This window comes from Gimesia panareensis, from assembly GCF_007748155.1.
Lineage (GTDB): Bacteria > Planctomycetota > Planctomycetia > Planctomycetales > Planctomycetaceae > Gimesia > Gimesia panareensis.
This window is the reverse complement of sequence record NZ_CP037421.1, coordinates 5,822,471-5,840,107: the sequence shown is the minus strand read 5'-3', so window position 1 is coordinate 5,840,107 and position 17,637 is coordinate 5,822,471. Positions and strand designations below refer to the sequence as shown.

Here is a 17,637-nt window from a genome sequence, read left to right as displayed (position 1 = left end):
TATCCAGGGATTAAGCAGTCGAGGTCTCCTTTCAAAGTCGTGACTGTTATGCCAATGATTCCAGCTGCAGGATCAGCAGAACCCTCTCAGGTTCACAGATTGAGAGAACCAGACAAAAACGGAGGGAATTCAGCGTGTTCTACAGTGGTGACAATTAACAAAGGTTGGCAGAATCTCTAGACTGAAGAGGCTGTGATCATCATTTTTTATACAATCCCATTAACGGATTTATGGCCCGTCGCGGACCAGTTTTACAACGGAAATTACCCTGGATCTGAATTCAATCAGGTATGTCATTGAACGTTTTTGTCTCCGAATATCTCTGTAGCGGCGGTTGTTTGCTGGCAGAGGCTGAACCTTCTCTGCTGGCGGAGGGGCTGGCGATGCTGGAGGCAGTGTTGTCCGATCTGTTGAAGATTCCTGATATTCAGGTGCAGACCTGTGTGCAGGAGGGGCTGCTGACTTCTGCCGAATATCAGCAGGCGGAACGCGATCAGCGTTTGCAGATCCATCGTGTCAGACAGCCCGAACAGGAGATAGAACTGTTTCATCAGGCGTGCCAACGGGCAGATGTCGCGTGGGTGATTGCCCCCGAGTTTGATGATCTCCTGGTTTCACGAACGAGGCTGGCACAGGAAAACGGGACACGCGTCGTGGGCCCTGATCTGGAGACGATCCAGTTGACCGCGGATAAGTGGCGTCTGTATCAGTTCTTGAATGAGGCAGGAATCCCTGTGATCGAAACCGAGTTGCTGTCCGACGACTTTGGTTTTCCCAAACACTTTCCCTGCCTGATCAAACAGCGTTTCGGTGCAGGCGGACTGGGGCTGGAACGCTTCAAACGACTGGAAGACTGGCAGAGGCGAATTCCGGAACTGCAGACAGGTTTACACGCGTCTGTCTGGCAGCCCTTTGTCACTGGTAAAGCACTTTCCGTTGCTGCATTGATTCAAGAGGGGCACTGTGAGTTGTGTCCGATTGGAGAACAGCGCATCGGCTGGGAATCGGGTTTTGTGTATCAGGGTGGGCGAATTCCTGTTACTTTGGAATTCGAATGCGAGCAGGCCATTCAGGAACTGGTGAATCGTGTCTGTCGTCGGCTTCCGGGTCTGGCGGGGTATGTGGGCTTTGATCTTCTGTTGCCTGAGCAGACGCCGCATTCGCCTCTGCTGGTTGAGATCAATCCACGTTTGACAACCAGTTATACAGGGTATCGTCAGTTGACGTCTGATAATCTGGCGGAGCGAGTTCTGGGAATGAAAGCCGAGGCCCCCTTAATTCGCTGGGAGACGGGGGACGCCGTTGAATTTCAGGCTGATGGAAGTTTTGAATACATCCTGCATAATAAGAAAGACGAACGATGTATGTAATTGGTCTGGACGTAGGTGGTGCGAATCTGAAGGTGGCGGACTGTGATGGCCGAGCCCGGGCTGTCCCATTTGCGCTATGGAAGACGCCGGAGTTGCTGGCAGGCACCTTAAGAGAACTGCTGGCCGATTTTGGGCGCCCTGACCTGGTCGCGGTCACCATGACAGGGGAACTGGCTGACTGTTTCGAAACGAAGTCCGAGGGCGTGGATCAGATTCTGACAGCTGTTGAGGAAGCGTTTGCTCCTGCGCCGGTGCTTGTCTGGTCGACCGGCGCTGAATTTATTACCACCGACATTGCTCGAGAATTTCCACTACTGGCCGCTGCAGCGAACTGGCACGCCCTGGCCACCTGGGTAGGACGGATGGTTCCCGAGCAGAGAGGCCTGTTGATTGATATAGGCTCGACGACGACGGACATCATTCCACTGGAGCAGGGCTTTCCGGTGCCCGAAGGACTGACCGATGTGGAACGGCTGCTCTCGGGGGAACTGGTTTACACCGGGGGAAGACGGACCCCCGTGGCGATGGTATCCCCGAGTGTTCCTCTCCGAGGGCAGATGTGTCCCCTGGCTGCCGAAAGTTTCGCAACGACGCTTGATCTCTATCTGTTGCTGGAGATGCGGCCTGAAGATGCTTTGGATCTGGAGACCGCCAATGGAAAACCAGCTACCCGTGACGCGGCCCGAGTTCGACTGGCGCGGTCGGTTTGTTGTGATACTACGGAACTGTCAGAATCTGAATTACAGGAGATGGCAGAGTGGCTGGTATCACAGCAACTGGAGCAGCTCAAACAGGCCGTCGATCGCGTTCTGGAACGGGCAGGCGAGCCGGTGGGGACGGTTTTGATCAGTGGGAGTGCTGTCTTTCTGGCTGAAAAGCTGGTCCGGTCGCATCCGATACTGAGCCAGGCCAGTCTGACTGACTTAGCGGAAATCTTTGATGCGACGATCGCCGATGCTGCGTGTGCTTTTGCGGTCTCCCGACTGGCAGCCGAGCGTGTGCAGATCAAGGGCTGAAGGTTCACCTGAAGAGGTGTTCCCCCTGCCTGTTCGGCGAAGAAATTGTAAAGCTCTGTTGAATAAGAGTTTGCGTATGGCGTAGGGGACGAGTGTTCCTCTGCTGTCCATGTTGTGAGAGGCGAAACGTGGTTGACTCAATTTTCGCTCTTGTGATATCTTCCCGGCCTCTAAGTACTTATCTGGTCTCATTCCTTTCCATGACGTGGGCGTCAGTCTGGATTGGGCCTTTACTGTTATTTTCTGATTCCAGAAGACTGAGAACTCAAGGACAGAGTGCAGTCAAACCTCTGGTGAAACCGGTCTGGTTTCTCAAATCAAACTGATTTCCCTCATCCAGCGACGGAGCGCGAATAAATGTGTGGAATTGTCGGCTATATTGGACATCGCCCAGCAGGGCCTTTGTTGATCAAGGGACTCCAGAAACTGGAATATCGTGGCTATGACAGTGCCGGGGTTGCGGTCCACGCAGGCAGCGAAATTCAGGTGCGCAAGAAAAAAGGGCGCGTCATGGAGATGGCGGCTCTGTATAAATCCACTCCAATTGAAGGAACCGCTGGGATCGGGCACACCCGCTGGGCGACTCACGGTGAGACGAACGACCAGAACTCGCATCCCCATGTCGGAGGGAATGGCGAAGTCGTTATCGTCCATAACGGGGTGATTGAAAACTACGCCTCTCTGCGGACGCAACTGCAGGGGCTGGGGTATGTGTTCCGAACCACCACCGATTCAGAAACAATCGCCCATCTGCTGTCTCACCACCTGGAAGAACAGATCAAGCTCGGTGAAAGCCTGGATGAGACGAGCACCTATCTCAAGGCGGTGGAGAATACTCTCTCTAGACTCAAAGGGACGTATGGCCTGGTCATTCTGTTTCGGGAACTGCCCGATATGCTGATCGCAGCCCGGCTGGGAAGCCCGCTGGTAATTGGTGTCGGCAAGGGCGAACATTTCATCGCCAGTGATGCAAGTCCCCTGGTGGGCTACACAGAGGAAGTGATCTACCTGTCGGATCATGAAGTTGCTGTGCTGACACGTGACGAAGTCGAAGTCTTCCATCGCGATGAGGGCCAGCAGAAACCATCGATTCAGACACTCGATCAGGTCAGTGAAGATGCAGAACTGGGTGACTTTGAACATTACATGCTCAAGGAGATTTTCGAACAGCCTCAAACACTGGAAAATGCGATGCGCGGTCGGATTGATGAAGATGAGGCGACCGCAAAATTTGGAGGTTTGAATCTGGACCCCCAGCAGCTCAGAAAGATTGACCGGGTGGTCCTGACAGCCTGCGGAACCAGCTGGCATTCCGGTCTGGTGGGAGAATATCTGCTGGAAGAATTCGCGCGGATCCCCACGGAAGTAGAATATGCGAGCGAACTGCGCTATCGCAATCCGCCGATGTCAGAAAGCACGATGATCTTTGCAATCACCCAGAGTGGAGAAACCGCAGACACCCTGGCAGCGATGCGGGAATGTAAACGGAAAGGTCATCCGACGCTGGCGATCTGTAATGTCGTCGGGTCCACGATTGCCCGTGAAGCGGACGGCGGAATCTACCTGCATGCGGGACCGGAGGTCGGAGTCGCTTCCACGAAAGCGTTTACCTCACAGGTGATGGTACTGATTCAACTGGCACTGTTTCTGGGCCGCATGCGACATCTTTCGTATCCCGCCGGTCGCCGGATTATTGATGCCATCCATCAGGTTCCTGACCAGGTACGCAAATGCCTCGAATGTAATGACCTGGTGAAAGAGATTGCTGACAAGTACTGTAATTTCAATAATTTTCTCTACCTGGGGCGGCTGTATAACTTCCCGGGGGCACTGGAAGGTGCTTTGAAGCTGAAAGAAATCAGTTACATCCATGCGGAAGGATATCCTGCCGCTGAAATGAAGCACGGGCCGATTGCGCTTGTTGATGAAGAGACGCCGAGTGTGTTTGTTGTTCCCCGCGGGCAGATCTATCCCAAGGTGATGAGCAACCTCGAAGAAGTGAAGGCGCGTAAGGGGCCTGTCATTGCGATTGCCTGTGAAGGGGACCGGAAGATCGCCGACATTGCCGACGATGTGATCTATGTACCGGATGTCGATGATTTCCTGCAGCCACTGGTGACGGCGATTCCGTTGCAGTTGCTGTCATATCACATTGCAGTGCTCAGGGGCTGCAATGTCGACCGTCCGCGTAATCTGGCGAAAAGCGTGACTGTGGAATAGATTTTCGCTGGAAAACAGGGGCATTCCTGTACAGAAAGTCCGAAAATTCAATCGTGGGGCTTTGGTTTACTCCGGGGTTCGTCATAGAATACATCTGCAGGGCTGCTGAAAGGCAGCCTGGTCTGTGTAGCGGACGTTGCATGGTAATGGTCTCTGTACTCCTAAAGCTGTCTTTCAGGAGATATGAGTGCGCATTGCCGTTTTCCCGCTGCAGGAAGAGTTCTGTTCATTTCTGCTTGAGTGGTACCTGATCAATGAAAGTCATTTTGGCAAATCCCCGCGGCTTCTGTGCGGGAGTAAATATGGCAATCGAATGTCTGGAAGAGGTCATTCGCATTTTCGGTAATGAGATCTACGTCTATCACGAAATTGTCCATAACAAATATGTCGTCAATCGCTTTACAAATCTCGGTGTGACCTTTGTCGATGCGGTTTGTGAAGTTCCCGAAAATTCGATTCTGGTATTCAGTGCCCATGGTGTTTCTCCCCAGATTCGAGAGGAAGCCCGGGAACGGAATATTCGGACGATCGATGCGACCTGCCCGCTGGTCACGAAAGTTCACACAGAGGCCATCAAGTATGCGCGGGACGGGTACAACATCATTCTCATCGGACATGAAGGACACGATGAAGTGATCGGAACGATGGGCGAAGCGCCGGAAAGCATTACCCTGATTGAAACTCCAGAGGAAGTAGAGAGTCTGGCATTTCCGGAGTCAGCCAGACTGGCCTATCTGACACAAACCACGTTGAGCGTGGATGAAGCAGGTCGGGTGATTGAAAGTCTCAAACAGAAATATCCCCAGATTGAAAGTCCTCCCAAAGAAGATATCTGTTATGCGACAACGAATCGTCAACAGGCTGTCTCAGAACTGGTCCCCCAGGCTGATCTGGTGCTGGTGCTGGGCAGTCAGAACAGTTCCAACAGCAAACGGCTGATGGAGATCGGAAAAGCAGCCGGGAAGCCTTCGTTTCTGATAGACGGTGTCCAGGAACTGAATCCGGAATGGCTGGAAAACTGCGAAACGATTCTGATCACTGCCGGTGCGAGCGCCCCGGAAGTCGTGGTGCAGGAACTGGTCCAGTACCTGGAAGAAGAACATCAGGCGGAAGTGGAGACGGCAACCATTCGCCAGGAATCGGTCCGTTTTCCATTGCCCCGGGAACTCCGTGCACTTTAGGACCCGAAATGAATTTGTCGGATCCGTCAGGGTTCAGCGCTGAACAACATGCAGACACTACGAATCGAATTCAATCACTGACTGACAGCCAACCTGAGTATTCTGAAAGACTGAAATTGAAAATATGAGTGATGAACCAACACCAGCAGAGAATAATGATGAATCCTCTGGAGAATTTAATCCGGAGCGGCACACTCAGGAGATCAGACATTCCCAGGTAAGTGCCCGGGTGCCGGAAGGCGTTTCCAAAGGTGTCTTCAGTACGGGGGCTGTCGTTCTCCAGGGAGGACACGAGTTTATCCTGGACTTTCTGCTGCGAATTTCAACTCCTCAGCAGGTGGTCGCCCGCGTAGTTCTGCCGATTGGCGTCGTACCCCAGATGATCCGCGCGCTCCGCGATAATCTGAATAATTATGAAAAGAGATTCGGGTTTCCCACGATGCCAGCCCCTCTGCCTCCCCAGGTCACTGGTTCATCTGATGCGATTAATGTGGGTGCCGGTCTGGAATCACCGGCGTCCGAAACGCCGGCTCCCCCTGTGACGGAAACGCCTTCAGGTACTTCTGCCGGAGGGACAGGCGCTGTCGGTGAGACTGTCACTTCGGAGACGGAGTCTGCACAGTCCCCCGAGGATCCGCAGGCCGTTGAGAAGCCGCAGTCAGTTGAGAAGCCGACTGAAACTGCTCAGAAGCCTCCTTCTGCGGAAGAATTGTACGATGAACTGAAACTACCCGATGAGATGCTGAGCGGTGTTTATGCAAATGCAGTCCGCATTGGTCATTCCGCGACGGAATTTTCGTTTGATTTCATCACCACTTTCTTTCCCCGCTCCTGCGTTTCAGCGCGTGTGCATCTGGCGGCTCCCAATATTCCCCGCCTGCTCGATTCGTTAACGCATTCATTTGAGCAGTTTCAGCGAAAGGTGGCTCAGCAGCAGAAACGGCAACCCCCTGCCGCGGGCGATCAACCTGGCGAACTTTGAGATTTGCCTGCTGGATTGGTTTTGGGAACAGTGGCATCGGCTTTGTGTTTTCCAAATACCAGCAACCGGCAGAGCAGGAAATTAAAGCCCATGCCGACCAGGATTCCAATTAAGGCAGCGATCAAAGTACGTTCTGCGAAGTAACTGATCGATCCGCACAGGACGAGTGTGGTCAACCAGTTGAAAAAGTTTCCGGTCAGACAGCTGCCGCAATAGGCGAGATATTGTTTGAGGATCGGGGCATGCCGGGCATATGAAAATGTGACATGGCGGTTCAGAAGGAAATTGCTCGTCATGGCAATCCAGATTGCCATCGCGACAGCGACCGGACGAATCATCCAGTTCAGCAGCAACGACAACGCCAGCAGGTTCACGATCACCCCTGACGAACCCACGATCGCGAACTGCAGGAAGTAAGCGTAATTTTTGAATTTGAACTCATACAGCTCTTTCAACTGCACTCCCCAGCGGACTCGTTCACTGAATGAGACGCCCCTCTGGTGGGATTGCAGATCGCCAGCCGGAAGAGGGACTTCGACGACTGCCTGGGAACGACTCTTTACGAGAAATTCCAGAACCGGTTGTGGACTGGCCGGATTAAGAATCTCACGGCATTGTTCGAATCGATTACGCGAGATCGCGAAGCAACCGGTCTGGAGCGCTTTGGTTTTCGTTAAAGGTCGGGTCAGCCAACCAGCAAACATAGAGTGAGTGTTTCCCGGAAATGTTGCCAGGACAAAGTCCGTCTGTTGATCCTGCAAGGGGGAGTACAGCGACTTAATTATCTCTGGCGACTGGCAGTAAGCTGTATCAAGGACCAGAATATTCTGCCCAGAGCCAGCCTGCATCCCTTCCATGATGACAGCTGTAGAGCTCTCTGGCCGGGGAGGGGAGATCAGCTGAACCGGGATTGTCTGGTTCAGCTGCTGACACGCCTGACTCAGCTCAGCAGACACATGCTCGGTTACCAGAATGATCTCAGCGGACAGACCGACGTCGATGAGCGCCTGCTCCAGTTGAGAGAGCAGGCTGGCTGAATTGTCTGTCTCACCAGAAATGGGGAGAATAATAGATAATGGCAGCAATGTTCTGGCTTTTGTGGATCGTGATGGTCGTAAGCTCTGAAATTCTCACGGCTGAATTTCAGTTGACGGGTAGCAGCGCTGCGGGGCTACAGACGATTTTTTGCCCACAGCCTGCTGAAAAGCCACCTTTCTCTCAGCAAAAGAATGTCATTTCAGCAAAACAGCGCGCGTTCCGAATTGTGACAGGCTCAACTGATAAAACGATCAATATCACGTCTGTCCGTACAATCTTTGGAACCGATATGACCGTTAATGATTCTGAGACAGCGAAATGCTGTTTTTTTGCATCATTTTACTGTTCTGACGACTTCGTCCGTTTTTGTGAACTAGATTTTACTGGAAAAACCTCATGCGAATTCCATCTCGCAAATCGAGTTGCCTGATGAGAAATTCTGAGAGTCACATCTGGTTTTGAAAACTAAGACACAAATTGAAGGAGTTTTGAGCAAATGGCAGGTCATGGCCTTTCCCACGCTGATCCCAATATGGCATTTGATGATCTGAAGCGGTTGATCCACAGCAAGCTGGTAGAAAAACTGGATTTATCTCGAGTCGGGGATCTGGAAGGAGATTCCCTGCGACGGGAAATCCGTCTGGTGATCGAGCATCTCTGTGATACTGAAAATCCATTGCTCAACCGTTCTGAACGCGAACGACTGATTGAAGAAATTCTGGATGAAACCTTTGGGTTCGGTCCCCTGGAGCTATTACTGAAAGACCAGGATATTGCCGACATCATGATCAACGGCCCCAAGCATGTGTTTGTGGAAAAGGGGGGACGGATCGAGCGTTCAAATGTAGTCTTCCGCGACAATCAGCATCTGCTCCAGATCCTGGACCGGATAGTTTCCAAAGTCGGTCGGCGTGTGGATGAAACTTCTCCGCTGGTCGATGCCCGGCTGCCCGATGGTTCCCGTTTGAACGCCGTGATTCCACCGCTGGCACTGGATGGTCCTTCGTTGACGATTCGTAAATTCGGTTCGAATCCACTGGGCCTGGAAGACCTGTTACGGTTTGGTGCATTTACGCCGGAAATTGCGATGTTGCTCGAAGGTTCGATCAAGGCCCGGATCAATACGATCATCAGTGGCGGTACTGGTTCCGGTAAAACCACTTTGTTGAATACACTTTCCAGCTTCATCCAGAGTGATCATCGTGTGATTACGATCGAAGACGCCGCGGAACTCCAACTGCAACAGGAACACGTGCTGCGACTGGAAACCCGTCCGCCGAATATTGAAGGCCGGGGAGCGATCTCTGCGACGGACCTGGTGAAGAACGCTCTGCGTATGCGTCCCGACCGGATTATCATCGGGGAATGTCGTGGCGGTGAATCGCTGGACATGTTACAGGCCATGAATACCGGTCATGAAGGTTCATTGACTACCATTCACGCGAACTCGCCCCGTGATGCTGTTTCCCGTCTGGAAACCATGATTACGATGGGGGGCGTGGAACTGCCTCTGAAAGCATTGCGTCACCAGTTTGCCTCAGCCGTGGATCTGATCATTCAGGTCAACCGGTTGCAGGGGGGACCACGTAAAGTGACCCATATTACGGAGGTGCTCAACATGGAACAGGATACTGTGATCATGCAGGATATTTTCCTGTTTGTTCAGGATGGGATTGATGCGGATGGCCGCGCTTTCGGGCACTTTGAAGCGACAGGGGTTCGTCCCGCATTTATGGATCGGCTGGAAGCAGCAGGCGTGCGTCTGCCTTCGAACCTGTTTGCCAATCGCGTCCTGCAGTAATTAACAGTAGAGAAATCAGAATCAGATTTCGGACTATCGAAATTTAATACGGTAAAGGTAAAGAGAGATGGATCAGACACTTATCATCTCAATCGCTGCATTTCTGGGGATGGTGGCTTTTGTCGGAGCGATCATGTTCGTCTTCAAGGATTTTTCGTCCAGCAAGGCGGAAGATCGCCTGGCCGTGATTACCGGTCAGAAGAAAGTCACCGAAGAATCGGCTTCCTTGCTGAAAGAGGAAATCGTCAAGGGAGGGGTCGCCAGTCTTTCGGATCGAATCTCGGAGTGGTTTGAGAAATTTGGCAATCTGAAACTGTTGCTGGAACAGGCAGAAGCTCCCTTCAAGGCAGATACGTTTCTCCTGATGACAGCTGTCTCCGCATCCCTGGGGTTTGCAATTGCCTGGTTTACTAATGCGCCGGTACCGCTCTGTCCCGTAGCAGGACTGGGAACGGGGGCAATGCCGTTCATGTGGCTCTTGTTCCGCAGGAACCGGCGATTCAAGAAATTTGCCCAGCAGTTGCCGGATGCCCTGGAGCTGGTGGGGCGTGCCTTGCGTTCCGGTCACAGTCTGGCATCGGGCTTAAGCGTTGTCGTTCAGGAAATGCCGGCGCCGATTTCGACCGAATTCGCAATGGCCTATGAAGAACAGAACCTGGGGGTGCCCATTGACGTTGCTCTCAAAAGCATGTTGAAACGGATGCCGAACCTCGACCTGAAATTCTTTGTGACCGCGGTGGTTATTCAACGACAGGCTGGGGGAGACCTGGCTGAGATCCTCGACAAAATTGGCTATATTATCAGGCAGCGTTTTAAGATTATGGGGCAGGTGCAGGCGCTGACCGGTGAAGGTCGTATCAGTGGTGTCGTACTGATGGCTCTACCGATTGCGTTGTTCTTTGCCGTGTACTATCTGAATCCGGATTATGTGATGTTGCTGTTTACGGATGAACTGGGGCGCAAAATGATCGCAGGCGGAATTGTACTGCAGGTCCTGGGGGCAGTCTGGATCAAGAAGATTATTAATATCAAGATTTGAACAGCCAGGTTACTGGTTTCGTCTCTGACAGAATACACCTGTAATAAACGACCGAGTTTGAGGAAGAAATTATGGATTTTGTTCAATTGTTACCATGGGCTATCTTCGGAATGGTGATCGTGGCTGTGATCGCCCTGGTCAATAAACTCAGTTCCGATAAATCACGGGCCAATGAACGACTGGATGAATTACGCAACCCACATCTGCGCAATGGCGGGGATGAGGGCGCCTCTGCCAGTTCCATTCTGGAGAAAGCTGCGCCTGCTCTTTCTAAAGCGCTGACACCCAAGTCCGAACTGGAAGAGAACCAGTTGAAAGTGCGCCTGGCAAACGCCGGTTACAATTCTGAGAATGCGCCTTCCATCTTTCTCTCGCTGAAAGTCGCGCTGGGATTACTGGGAGTGCTGATCGGCTCCGGATATGGCTTTTATAATTTTGGTATGACTCAAAACGGCTGGACTTCGCTGGTAATTGCCGGCGGGATTGGCTTCTATCTTCCTGAAATCGTCTTGCGTCTGATGTGTAAGGCGCGGATCGAGCGTATTTTCCTGTCGCTGCCAGATGCACTGGACCTGCTCGTGGTCTGTGTGGAAGCCGGGCTGGGCCTGGATGCGGCGATGCGGCGTGTTTCTGAAGAGTTGCTGGAGACGGCCCCCGATGTCTGTAATGAATTTGCATTATGTAATCTGCAGTTACAGATGGGACGTCCCCGCCGTGAAGTGTTGCACGATCTGGGAATTCGTAGTGGTGTGGACGATATGCGGGCTCTGTCGGCAATCCTGATCCAGGCTGACAAGTTCGGATCCTCGATTGCCCAGGCGTTGCGTGTCCAGTCTGACAGCATGCGCGTGAAGCGAAGTCAACTGGCCGAAGAACAGGCTGCGATGACCGCGGTTAAAATGATTTTCCCGCTCGTGCTCTTCATTTTTCCCGGCATTTTCGTGGTGCTGGTCGGTCCCGCTGCGATCATGATGATCAATGGTCTGCTATCCAGTTAAGTCTGGCAGACCTGACTGAAATCTGATTTACTAAATGTAAACACCTTTGAACAATGTGTTAATCAAAGGTGTTTCTTTTTTTTAACAGAGTCATGCTTGATTTCAGATTCGGTCTGAATTTCTTAAAACGATTTACGATCATTTAAGAATGAACTGTTCGGCAAAGTTTTGCATGTCAGCATTTTGCTGACATGTTGTCTCCAGAAGGGCGTAATCTTATATCCCTGATATATTTGGCACTACTTTTGCGACAGGTGAGTCTTATAGATTTATCAATCCAAGGATCAGTGTTTATCTTCAGGAAGCCGAAAGATTCCAGCGGTTTCGACTCTGGGAATCGATGTCTTGCTATTTGTAGTTTGCGGGCCAATTAATCGCAGCCTCAAGCAAGGCACAAATAATCTGAAGCATTCGAGGCAACCACGCGCTGAGCGTAAGCATGGCACTCTCAGCGTAAGCCGATTGTTTCTGATTGTTGATTTGAAGCACTGTAAAGATAGACTTTTTGTTTACAACCAGTTCAGACTATTTTTAAGATTGAAATCATTTGATGCCTGCCCCTCCCGCCTGGCTGAAAACGATGGCAAATCAGGTCGCGTCTTTGATGTATGACGTCGATGTGTTAGCGCCGATTGGCTGCCATTTTTTTCACCATAACAGCCGCGACGAATGGGAAGTGACCTTGTTCGCTTCCAACACGGAGATTGTAGGCGGAGAATGGGACGGCGTGCTGGCCCCATCCAAATTTTGTCTGGACATTCTTAAGGTTGGGCAGATCCTCGACGAAGTGTCTGCACTTTACTGGCAGGCTCTGCCGGTCAGCTACGACGATCAGCTGGGTGCTCATGTCTCGATTGAAGGTACCTACGAAGGCCATCTGGTCTGGGTCCGGGTCTTATCCGAGTCTCCCGAGGAGTTCGAGCCGGGCCGACGCATTCAGGCTTATGAATTTGATCTCAAAGAAATCTGGTAGCGTCCCGTCTGAAACGCCTTTCCTCCCTCCAATCAGCTGCTGATCTGATTTCCCTGACAGTCTCCGCGAAGGGATTCTGCATGTCTTTGTAGACCCGCCCGGCTGACTCGTTTATCATGGTAGGTCGGTCACAGTTTGTACTGTCGACATACCGGATTTGCGAATTGAGAAGGAGATCAGAGCCATGCAACTGGGGTTTGTCACCGCTATTTTACCTGATTACGATTTGAAACAGGTGTTTCAGGCTGCGTCTGAAATCGGTTATGACTGTGTGGAAGTCATGTGCTGGCCTGAGGGGAAGGATGCCCGGCGCTATGCTGGAATTACTCATATTTCAGCCGAAGATTTTACCAAATCAGACGTCACGACCATTCATCAGCTGGCAGACGAGTTCGGGATCTCGATCAGTGCGCTGGGCTATTATCCGAATCCACTGACGCCGGACCTGGAAGAAGCGCAGAAATACGTGGAGCATATTCAGAAAGTCATCTCGGCTTCCCGCATGCTGGGGATCAACCGGATGAATACATTCATCGGTCGTGACTGGAGAAAGTCGGTCGATGAGAACTGGCCCCGGTTCCTGGAGACCTGGCCTGAGATCATTCAATTTGCCGAACAGCAGGAGGTCCGGATCGGGATTGAAAACTGCCCGATGTCTTTTACAAAGGATGAGTGGCCTGGGGGAAAGAATCTGGCCTGCACTCCGGCGATCTGGCAACGGATGTATGCCGATATCCCGAGCGAATATTTCGGTTTGAACTACGATCCCTCCCATCTGGTCTGGATGCACATGGACTATCTGGCACCGATTCGTGACTTTGCCGATCGGATATTTCACGTGCATGCCAAGGACGTGCGTGTGGATCAGCATCGCCTGGATCAGGTCGGGATTCTGGCGCATCCACTCGAGTATCATACCCCTAAACTTCCCGGGCTGGGTCAGGTCGAGTGGGGAAGTTTCTTTTCCCAGCTCAATGAAATTGGCTATCAGGGACCTGTGTGTGTGGAAGTCGAAGATCGGGCCTATGAGGATTCGACAGAATCCTGTCTGGCAGCGTTACGACAATGCCATACCTATCTCCGTAACTTTATTCCAGTCAGAGCGTGAAACCCATGGATGACCAGTACTACAAGATTGCAAAAATGATCGATCATTCCCTGTTGAGTCCGATCCTGACTGTGCCGGAACTGGAGGCCGGTTGCCAGCTGGCACTGGCATACGATGTGGCCAGCGTGTGTATCATGCCGTTTTATCTGAAACGCTGCGCAGAAATTCTGGAACATTCCCAGGTGGAACCCAGCACGACGGTCGGTTTTCCGCACGGAGGGCATGCGATGATTGTCAAGCTGCGTGAAGCAGAGCAGGCGCTGGAAGATGGCTGCACCGAACTGGATGTTGTGGTGAACCTGTCCCGCGTGTTGAGTGAAGACTGGAAATACGTTGAGACGGAAATTGGTCTGCTGACCAGAACAGCACATCAGGCAGGTCAGAAGATCAAAGTGATTTTTGAAAACTGTTATCTGGCCGACAAACACAAAATTGAGCTGTGTCGGATCTGCACCGCAGTCAATGTGGACTGGGTTAAAACCTCGACCGGTTATGGTACGGGAGGCGCCACCCTGGAAGATCTGAAACTGATGCGGGAAAATTCACCGCCACCCGTACAGGTGAAGGCGGCAGGCGGAATTCGCACGCTGGATAAACTGCTGGAAGTCCGGGACCTGGGAGTCAGTCGCGTGGGAGCCAGTGCCACCCGCAGCATACTGGATACGTGCCGCGAGCGGCTGAAACTGCCTGCGATTACATTTTGAAGCAACTTTTTGAGGGCAGGACTCAATTCTGGTTTAATTTTTTCATGTCTTCGGCTTCTTGATCCACATCAATCTCAGAGTCCACTTCTTCCTCCTGATGTAATGGCTCTGCTTCTCCACTACATCCAGACTGAAACGGAGCCAGACAGAACAACAACAGGAGCGATAATAAAAATCGGTTCATGGAACGCTTCTTTCCTTCTATTGATTATGGCCCGATGCAATGGGTCTGTAATGTTATGCTTTCGAGGCCCCAAAGGTTGGACAGGTAACCGGAAAAACTCTCGTCACATGTTGAAAGTGACGAGAGTTTTAGATTCAGAGAACAGACCAGCTTACCATTCGCCGAGCACATTATTGTCCTGGGGATGTCCCACATATCTCCAAGTCTGGTTGTTGATATTATTGGAGGCAAATCTGACTGCCCCATCGGCCATCAGGACATGCACGCCACCTACGTGCTTACTGAGAGCTGCCAGCAGGGCTCCTGTTGTACTTGAACCACCTCCACAGTCGGGCATGTTCTTATTATTCGGATTATAAACCGTTCCGTAGTAATGAGATTCGTACTTTTGCCCGTAGAACCAAGAGTAGCCCTGCTGATAGCTACCTGTGTACTTCGAGCCGGTCTGGCAGCTGGCCGGACAGGTACCAACCTCAGAAGAGTTTGAGGGTTGCTGGCTACACAAAGGGGCACTGGCAAATGTTTCCGAGACCATCATGGTATTCGATGTGCCATCATCCACATCGCGGATTCGCATCCGGCTATTGATACTAAACATGGATTCGGTATCATCGCGCCCCGAGTTCCCTTCCGTACCGCGGCAAGCCAGATAATTTGTCGGCGCATAACCACCATTGGGCTGACGAGAAGAATCACTCGGGCAACGGTATACCGGGAGTTTCGTTTTTCTGACACTGGCATTCGAGCCACCTGTACCAGGAGCTCGTTCAAAGTTAATCTTGTTGTAGAGCGGCGCCTGGTCGATGAAGGGGAGGATACGGCCCATCCAGGTGATCTGGCTGGTGGACCATGAATTAAGACCACTGTAAAAGTCTCGGATGTCCCCTGGTGGAAACATCTTGAAATTGTCGTGGTAATTGTGCAGTGCCAGGCCAATCTGCTTCAGATTGTTTTTGCACGTTGAACGTCGGGCTGCTTCCCGTGCCTGTTGGACAGCCGGCAACAGTAACGCAATCAGAATCGCGATGATGGCAATTACGACCAGCAATTCGATGAGGGTAAACCCTCGTTTCTTCGTGAGCAACATTTTCTTCATCTGTTGAACTCCTCGTAAATGAATAATGACTATGGCATTGGCGTACTTCCTGCTACATGAGGACGTAAAAAAATACAGCGATCTGCGAAGTGCTCTGCTGTATTGGAAAATTTGAATGTCTGTAACTTGTTTAATTCATGCTTCAAACCCAAGGTGAAGCATATTTGTATGAGAACACAATAATGAGATGGGGGGAGTAAAGGAGTTCACATTCCACGAAAATCTCGTGAAAACTCCGACTGACTCATTTATTCACTATAACGACTCAGTTCAGTATTGCCAGATTGTTTTCAAAAAAAATGAGAAGAGTAAGTTGTGGTGTTGAAATATTAGTAAGAAATCAACAGTAAAACCGATGCGGTCAACGATCTGGAAAGAGAAAAAGTGAGACAGTGAAGTTCAGATCGACTCTGGTCATATCAGTCAGGATACGCTGGAGTTCATACCTGGATCTGACTGATGCTGGTCTTTGCTCCGTCTGGGCTTGTTGTCAGATAAGCCCAGAGACACTGCGAGTTGCGCAGCGCGAAACGAATCGCATATTTGGCAGGCCGCAACGCGACTGGCGAACTGAATCGAGAAACCCTGCTGACTGACACGAACCGTTTCAGTTAAGTGTCTTTTTTGGCATTGTTGACTGCTTCTGCTTCAGAGGCGGGGTCCAACTCTTCAACTGGATCGGCGTCTGTTTCCGGTGTCATGGGCGCACTCGATCCACATCCAAACTGGAACGGAGTCAGGCAGAGTACAAACAGAATTGAGTAGAGGTAGCGGGGCATAGCGAGTTTTTTCCTGTTTCGATATCAAATAGAATCATCTGAATCACGTGAAATATGACTATCTGGGATGTAAGAACTGACAGCAGCTTTAAGAAAGTTCCTCGCCACCTGTTAAATCAGGTGACGAGGAATCTTTAAATGACAGCAATGTCAGGCTTACCATTCACCAATCACATTTCCATCCTGGTGATTCCCCAGATGTCTCCAGGTATTCAGATCGATATTTGAGGAAGCGAATCGGACTGCTCCATCACCCATCAGTACATGGACTCCCCCTACGTGCTTACTGCGAGCGGAGACGGTGGCCGTTGTGGAACCACTGCCTGCTCCACAGTCAGGGAATTTGGGGTTGGGAGTGTAAGTCGTGCTGTAGTAATGGGAGTGGTACTGTTGTGCCCACATCCAGGAATACCCCTGCTGGGCACCTGAGGTGTAGTTCCCATACTTCGTGGCACAAACAGCATTACAGGTGCCATTGCTGGCAGGCAGTTCGCTACACATGGGAGCGCTGGCGAATGTTTCCGAGACCATCATGGTATTCGAGGTTCCATCTTCAATATCACGAATGCGAACGCGACTGTTCATACTGAAAACGGAATTGGAGGAATTGTTTCCCGCTGTTCTGGATTGTCCGCGACAGGCCATGTAGTTCGTGGGGCCATAGGTTCCAGAAGGTTGCCGGGACGAATCACTGGGACAGCGGACGACCGTCAGTTTCTGTCTACGGATGCTGTTGTTAGGAGCTGCGCTGACACCATGCTCCATTTCCCAGTTGATTTTGTTGTAGAGTGGTGCCTGGTCCAGGAAGGGGAGAATACGGGGAATCCAACCCAGCTGACTGGTGACCCAGGATTGCACACCAGAGCCATAAGTTCTTCTGACGGCACCGGGAGGGAACGTCCGGAAGTTGTCATGGTAATTGTGCAGAGCCAGACCAATCTGTTTCAGATTGTTTTTACACTGCGAACGGCGAGCGGCTTCACGAGCCTGTTGAACTGCTGGCAATAATAAGGCGATTAAGATAGCGATGATAGCAATCACTACCAGCAACTCGATCAGGGTGAAACCTCTTTTCCGTTTGAGCAACACGCTTTTCATTACTTGAACTCCTGAAAAAATAAAGAAATGATTACGACATCTTTGATTCC

17 protein-coding genes are annotated in these 17,637 nt (G+C 51.3%); 12 read left to right on the top strand and 5 right to left on the bottom strand.

Going from position 1 to position 17,637, the window contains the following annotated elements:
- The first annotated feature begins 290 nt into the window (after window positions 1–290).
- From Enr10x_RS21725 to Enr10x_RS21705, 5 genes are all read left to right on the top strand, one after another.
- Window positions 291–1,370: an ATP-grasp domain-containing protein gene (locus Enr10x_RS21725; RefSeq protein WP_145112619.1), complete on the top strand. Its 1,080-nt coding sequence runs from the start codon at window positions 291–293 to the stop codon at window positions 1,368–1,370.
- The gene (locus tag Enr10x_RS21720) at window positions 1,361–2,386 is read left to right on the top strand and encodes a hydantoinase/oxoprolinase family protein (RefSeq protein ID WP_145112617.1); all 1,026 of its coding nucleotides are present in this window, start codon (window positions 1,361–1,363) and stop codon (window positions 2,384–2,386) included. The genes Enr10x_RS21725 and Enr10x_RS21720 overlap by 10 nt, the downstream gene beginning before the upstream one ends.
- Window positions 2,387–2,743: 357 nt before the next feature.
- A complete protein-coding gene (gene glmS / locus Enr10x_RS21715; RefSeq protein WP_145112615.1) occupies window positions 2,744–4,606 on the top strand; it encodes a glutamine--fructose-6-phosphate transaminase (isomerizing) in 1,863 nt (620 codons plus the stop codon).
- Between the two features lie 254 nt (window positions 4,607–4,860).
- Entirely contained in the window at window positions 4,861–5,787 is a 927-nt protein-coding gene (gene ispH, locus Enr10x_RS21710) for a 4-hydroxy-3-methylbut-2-enyl diphosphate reductase (RefSeq protein ID WP_145112613.1), read from the top strand.
- 124 nt (window positions 5,788–5,911) lie between these two features.
- Window positions 5,912–6,769, top strand: a complete 858-nt coding sequence (locus Enr10x_RS21705) for a DUF3467 domain-containing protein (protein ID WP_197996148.1) — start codon at window positions 5,912–5,914, stop codon at window positions 6,767–6,769.
- On the opposite strand, the gene Enr10x_RS21700 is transcribed toward Enr10x_RS21705, so the two are convergent.
- Window positions 6,751–7,854 carry a GtrA family protein gene (locus Enr10x_RS21700; protein WP_145112611.1) on the bottom strand — a complete coding sequence of 368 codons (1,104 nt, stop codon included), beginning with the start codon at window positions 7,852–7,854 and terminating at the stop codon, window positions 6,751–6,753. The genes Enr10x_RS21705 and Enr10x_RS21700 overlap by 19 nt on opposite strands.
- Between Enr10x_RS21700 and Enr10x_RS21695 the strand changes: the two genes are divergently transcribed.
- The 7 genes from Enr10x_RS21695 to deoC all read left to right on the top strand — a co-directional run bounded on the left by Enr10x_RS21695 (window position 7,845) and on the right by deoC (window position 14,430).
- Window positions 7,845–8,237, top strand: a complete 393-nt coding sequence (locus tag Enr10x_RS21695; RefSeq protein WP_145112609.1) for a hypothetical protein — start codon at window positions 7,845–7,847, stop codon at window positions 8,235–8,237. The two genes, Enr10x_RS21700 and Enr10x_RS21695, sit on opposite strands and share 10 nt — an antisense overlap.
- Before the next feature lie 66 nt (window positions 8,238–8,303).
- On the top strand, window positions 8,304–9,608 hold the full coding sequence (locus Enr10x_RS21690; RefSeq protein ID WP_145112605.1) for a CpaF family protein: 1,305 nt from the start codon (window positions 8,304–8,306) through the stop codon (window positions 9,606–9,608).
- A gap of 67 nt (window positions 9,609–9,675) precedes the next feature.
- Window positions 9,676–10,647 (top strand): type II secretion system F family protein, encoded by a 972-nt coding sequence (locus Enr10x_RS21685; RefSeq protein ID WP_145112603.1) that lies wholly within the window; start codon window positions 9,676–9,678, stop codon window positions 10,645–10,647.
- A 71-nt stretch (window positions 10,648–10,718) separates the two neighbouring features.
- Window positions 10,719–11,645, top strand: coding sequence for a type II secretion system F family protein (locus tag Enr10x_RS21680; protein ID WP_145112601.1), 927 nt, complete (start codon window positions 10,719–10,721; stop codon window positions 11,643–11,645).
- Between the two features lie 550 nt (window positions 11,646–12,195).
- Entirely contained in the window at window positions 12,196–12,618 is a 423-nt protein-coding gene (locus Enr10x_RS21675; RefSeq protein WP_145112599.1) for a hypothetical protein, read from the top strand.
- 184 nt (window positions 12,619–12,802) lie between these two features.
- Window positions 12,803–13,726 carry a sugar phosphate isomerase/epimerase family protein gene (locus Enr10x_RS21670; RefSeq protein ID WP_145112597.1) on the top strand — a complete coding sequence of 308 codons (924 nt, stop codon included), beginning with the start codon at window positions 12,803–12,805 and terminating at the stop codon, window positions 13,724–13,726.
- A 5-nt stretch (window positions 13,727–13,731) separates the two neighbouring features.
- Window positions 13,732–14,430: a deoxyribose-phosphate aldolase gene (gene deoC, locus Enr10x_RS21665; protein WP_145112595.1), complete on the top strand. Its 699-nt coding sequence runs from the start codon at window positions 13,732–13,734 to the stop codon at window positions 14,428–14,430.
- A gap of 22 nt (window positions 14,431–14,452) precedes the next feature.
- On the opposite strand, the gene Enr10x_RS30055 is transcribed toward deoC, so the two are convergent.
- From Enr10x_RS30055 to Enr10x_RS21655, 4 genes are all read right to left on the bottom strand, one after another.
- Window positions 14,453–14,614 (bottom strand): hypothetical protein, encoded by a 162-nt coding sequence (locus tag Enr10x_RS30055; RefSeq protein ID WP_197996147.1) that lies wholly within the window; start codon window positions 14,612–14,614, stop codon window positions 14,453–14,455.
- Window positions 14,615–14,765: 151 nt separating this feature from the next.
- Window positions 14,766–15,710, bottom strand: coding sequence for a DUF1559 family PulG-like putative transporter (locus tag Enr10x_RS21660; protein WP_145451344.1), 945 nt, complete (start codon window positions 15,708–15,710; stop codon window positions 14,766–14,768).
- A gap of 611 nt (window positions 15,711–16,321) precedes the next feature.
- Window positions 16,322–16,489, bottom strand: a complete 168-nt coding sequence (locus tag Enr10x_RS30050) for a hypothetical protein (protein ID WP_197996146.1) — start codon at window positions 16,487–16,489, stop codon at window positions 16,322–16,324.
- Between the two features lie 156 nt (window positions 16,490–16,645).
- A complete protein-coding gene (locus Enr10x_RS21655) occupies window positions 16,646–17,587 on the bottom strand; it encodes a DUF1559 family PulG-like putative transporter (RefSeq protein WP_145112591.1) in 942 nt (313 codons plus the stop codon).
- Window positions 17,588–17,637: the final 50 nt, after the last annotated feature.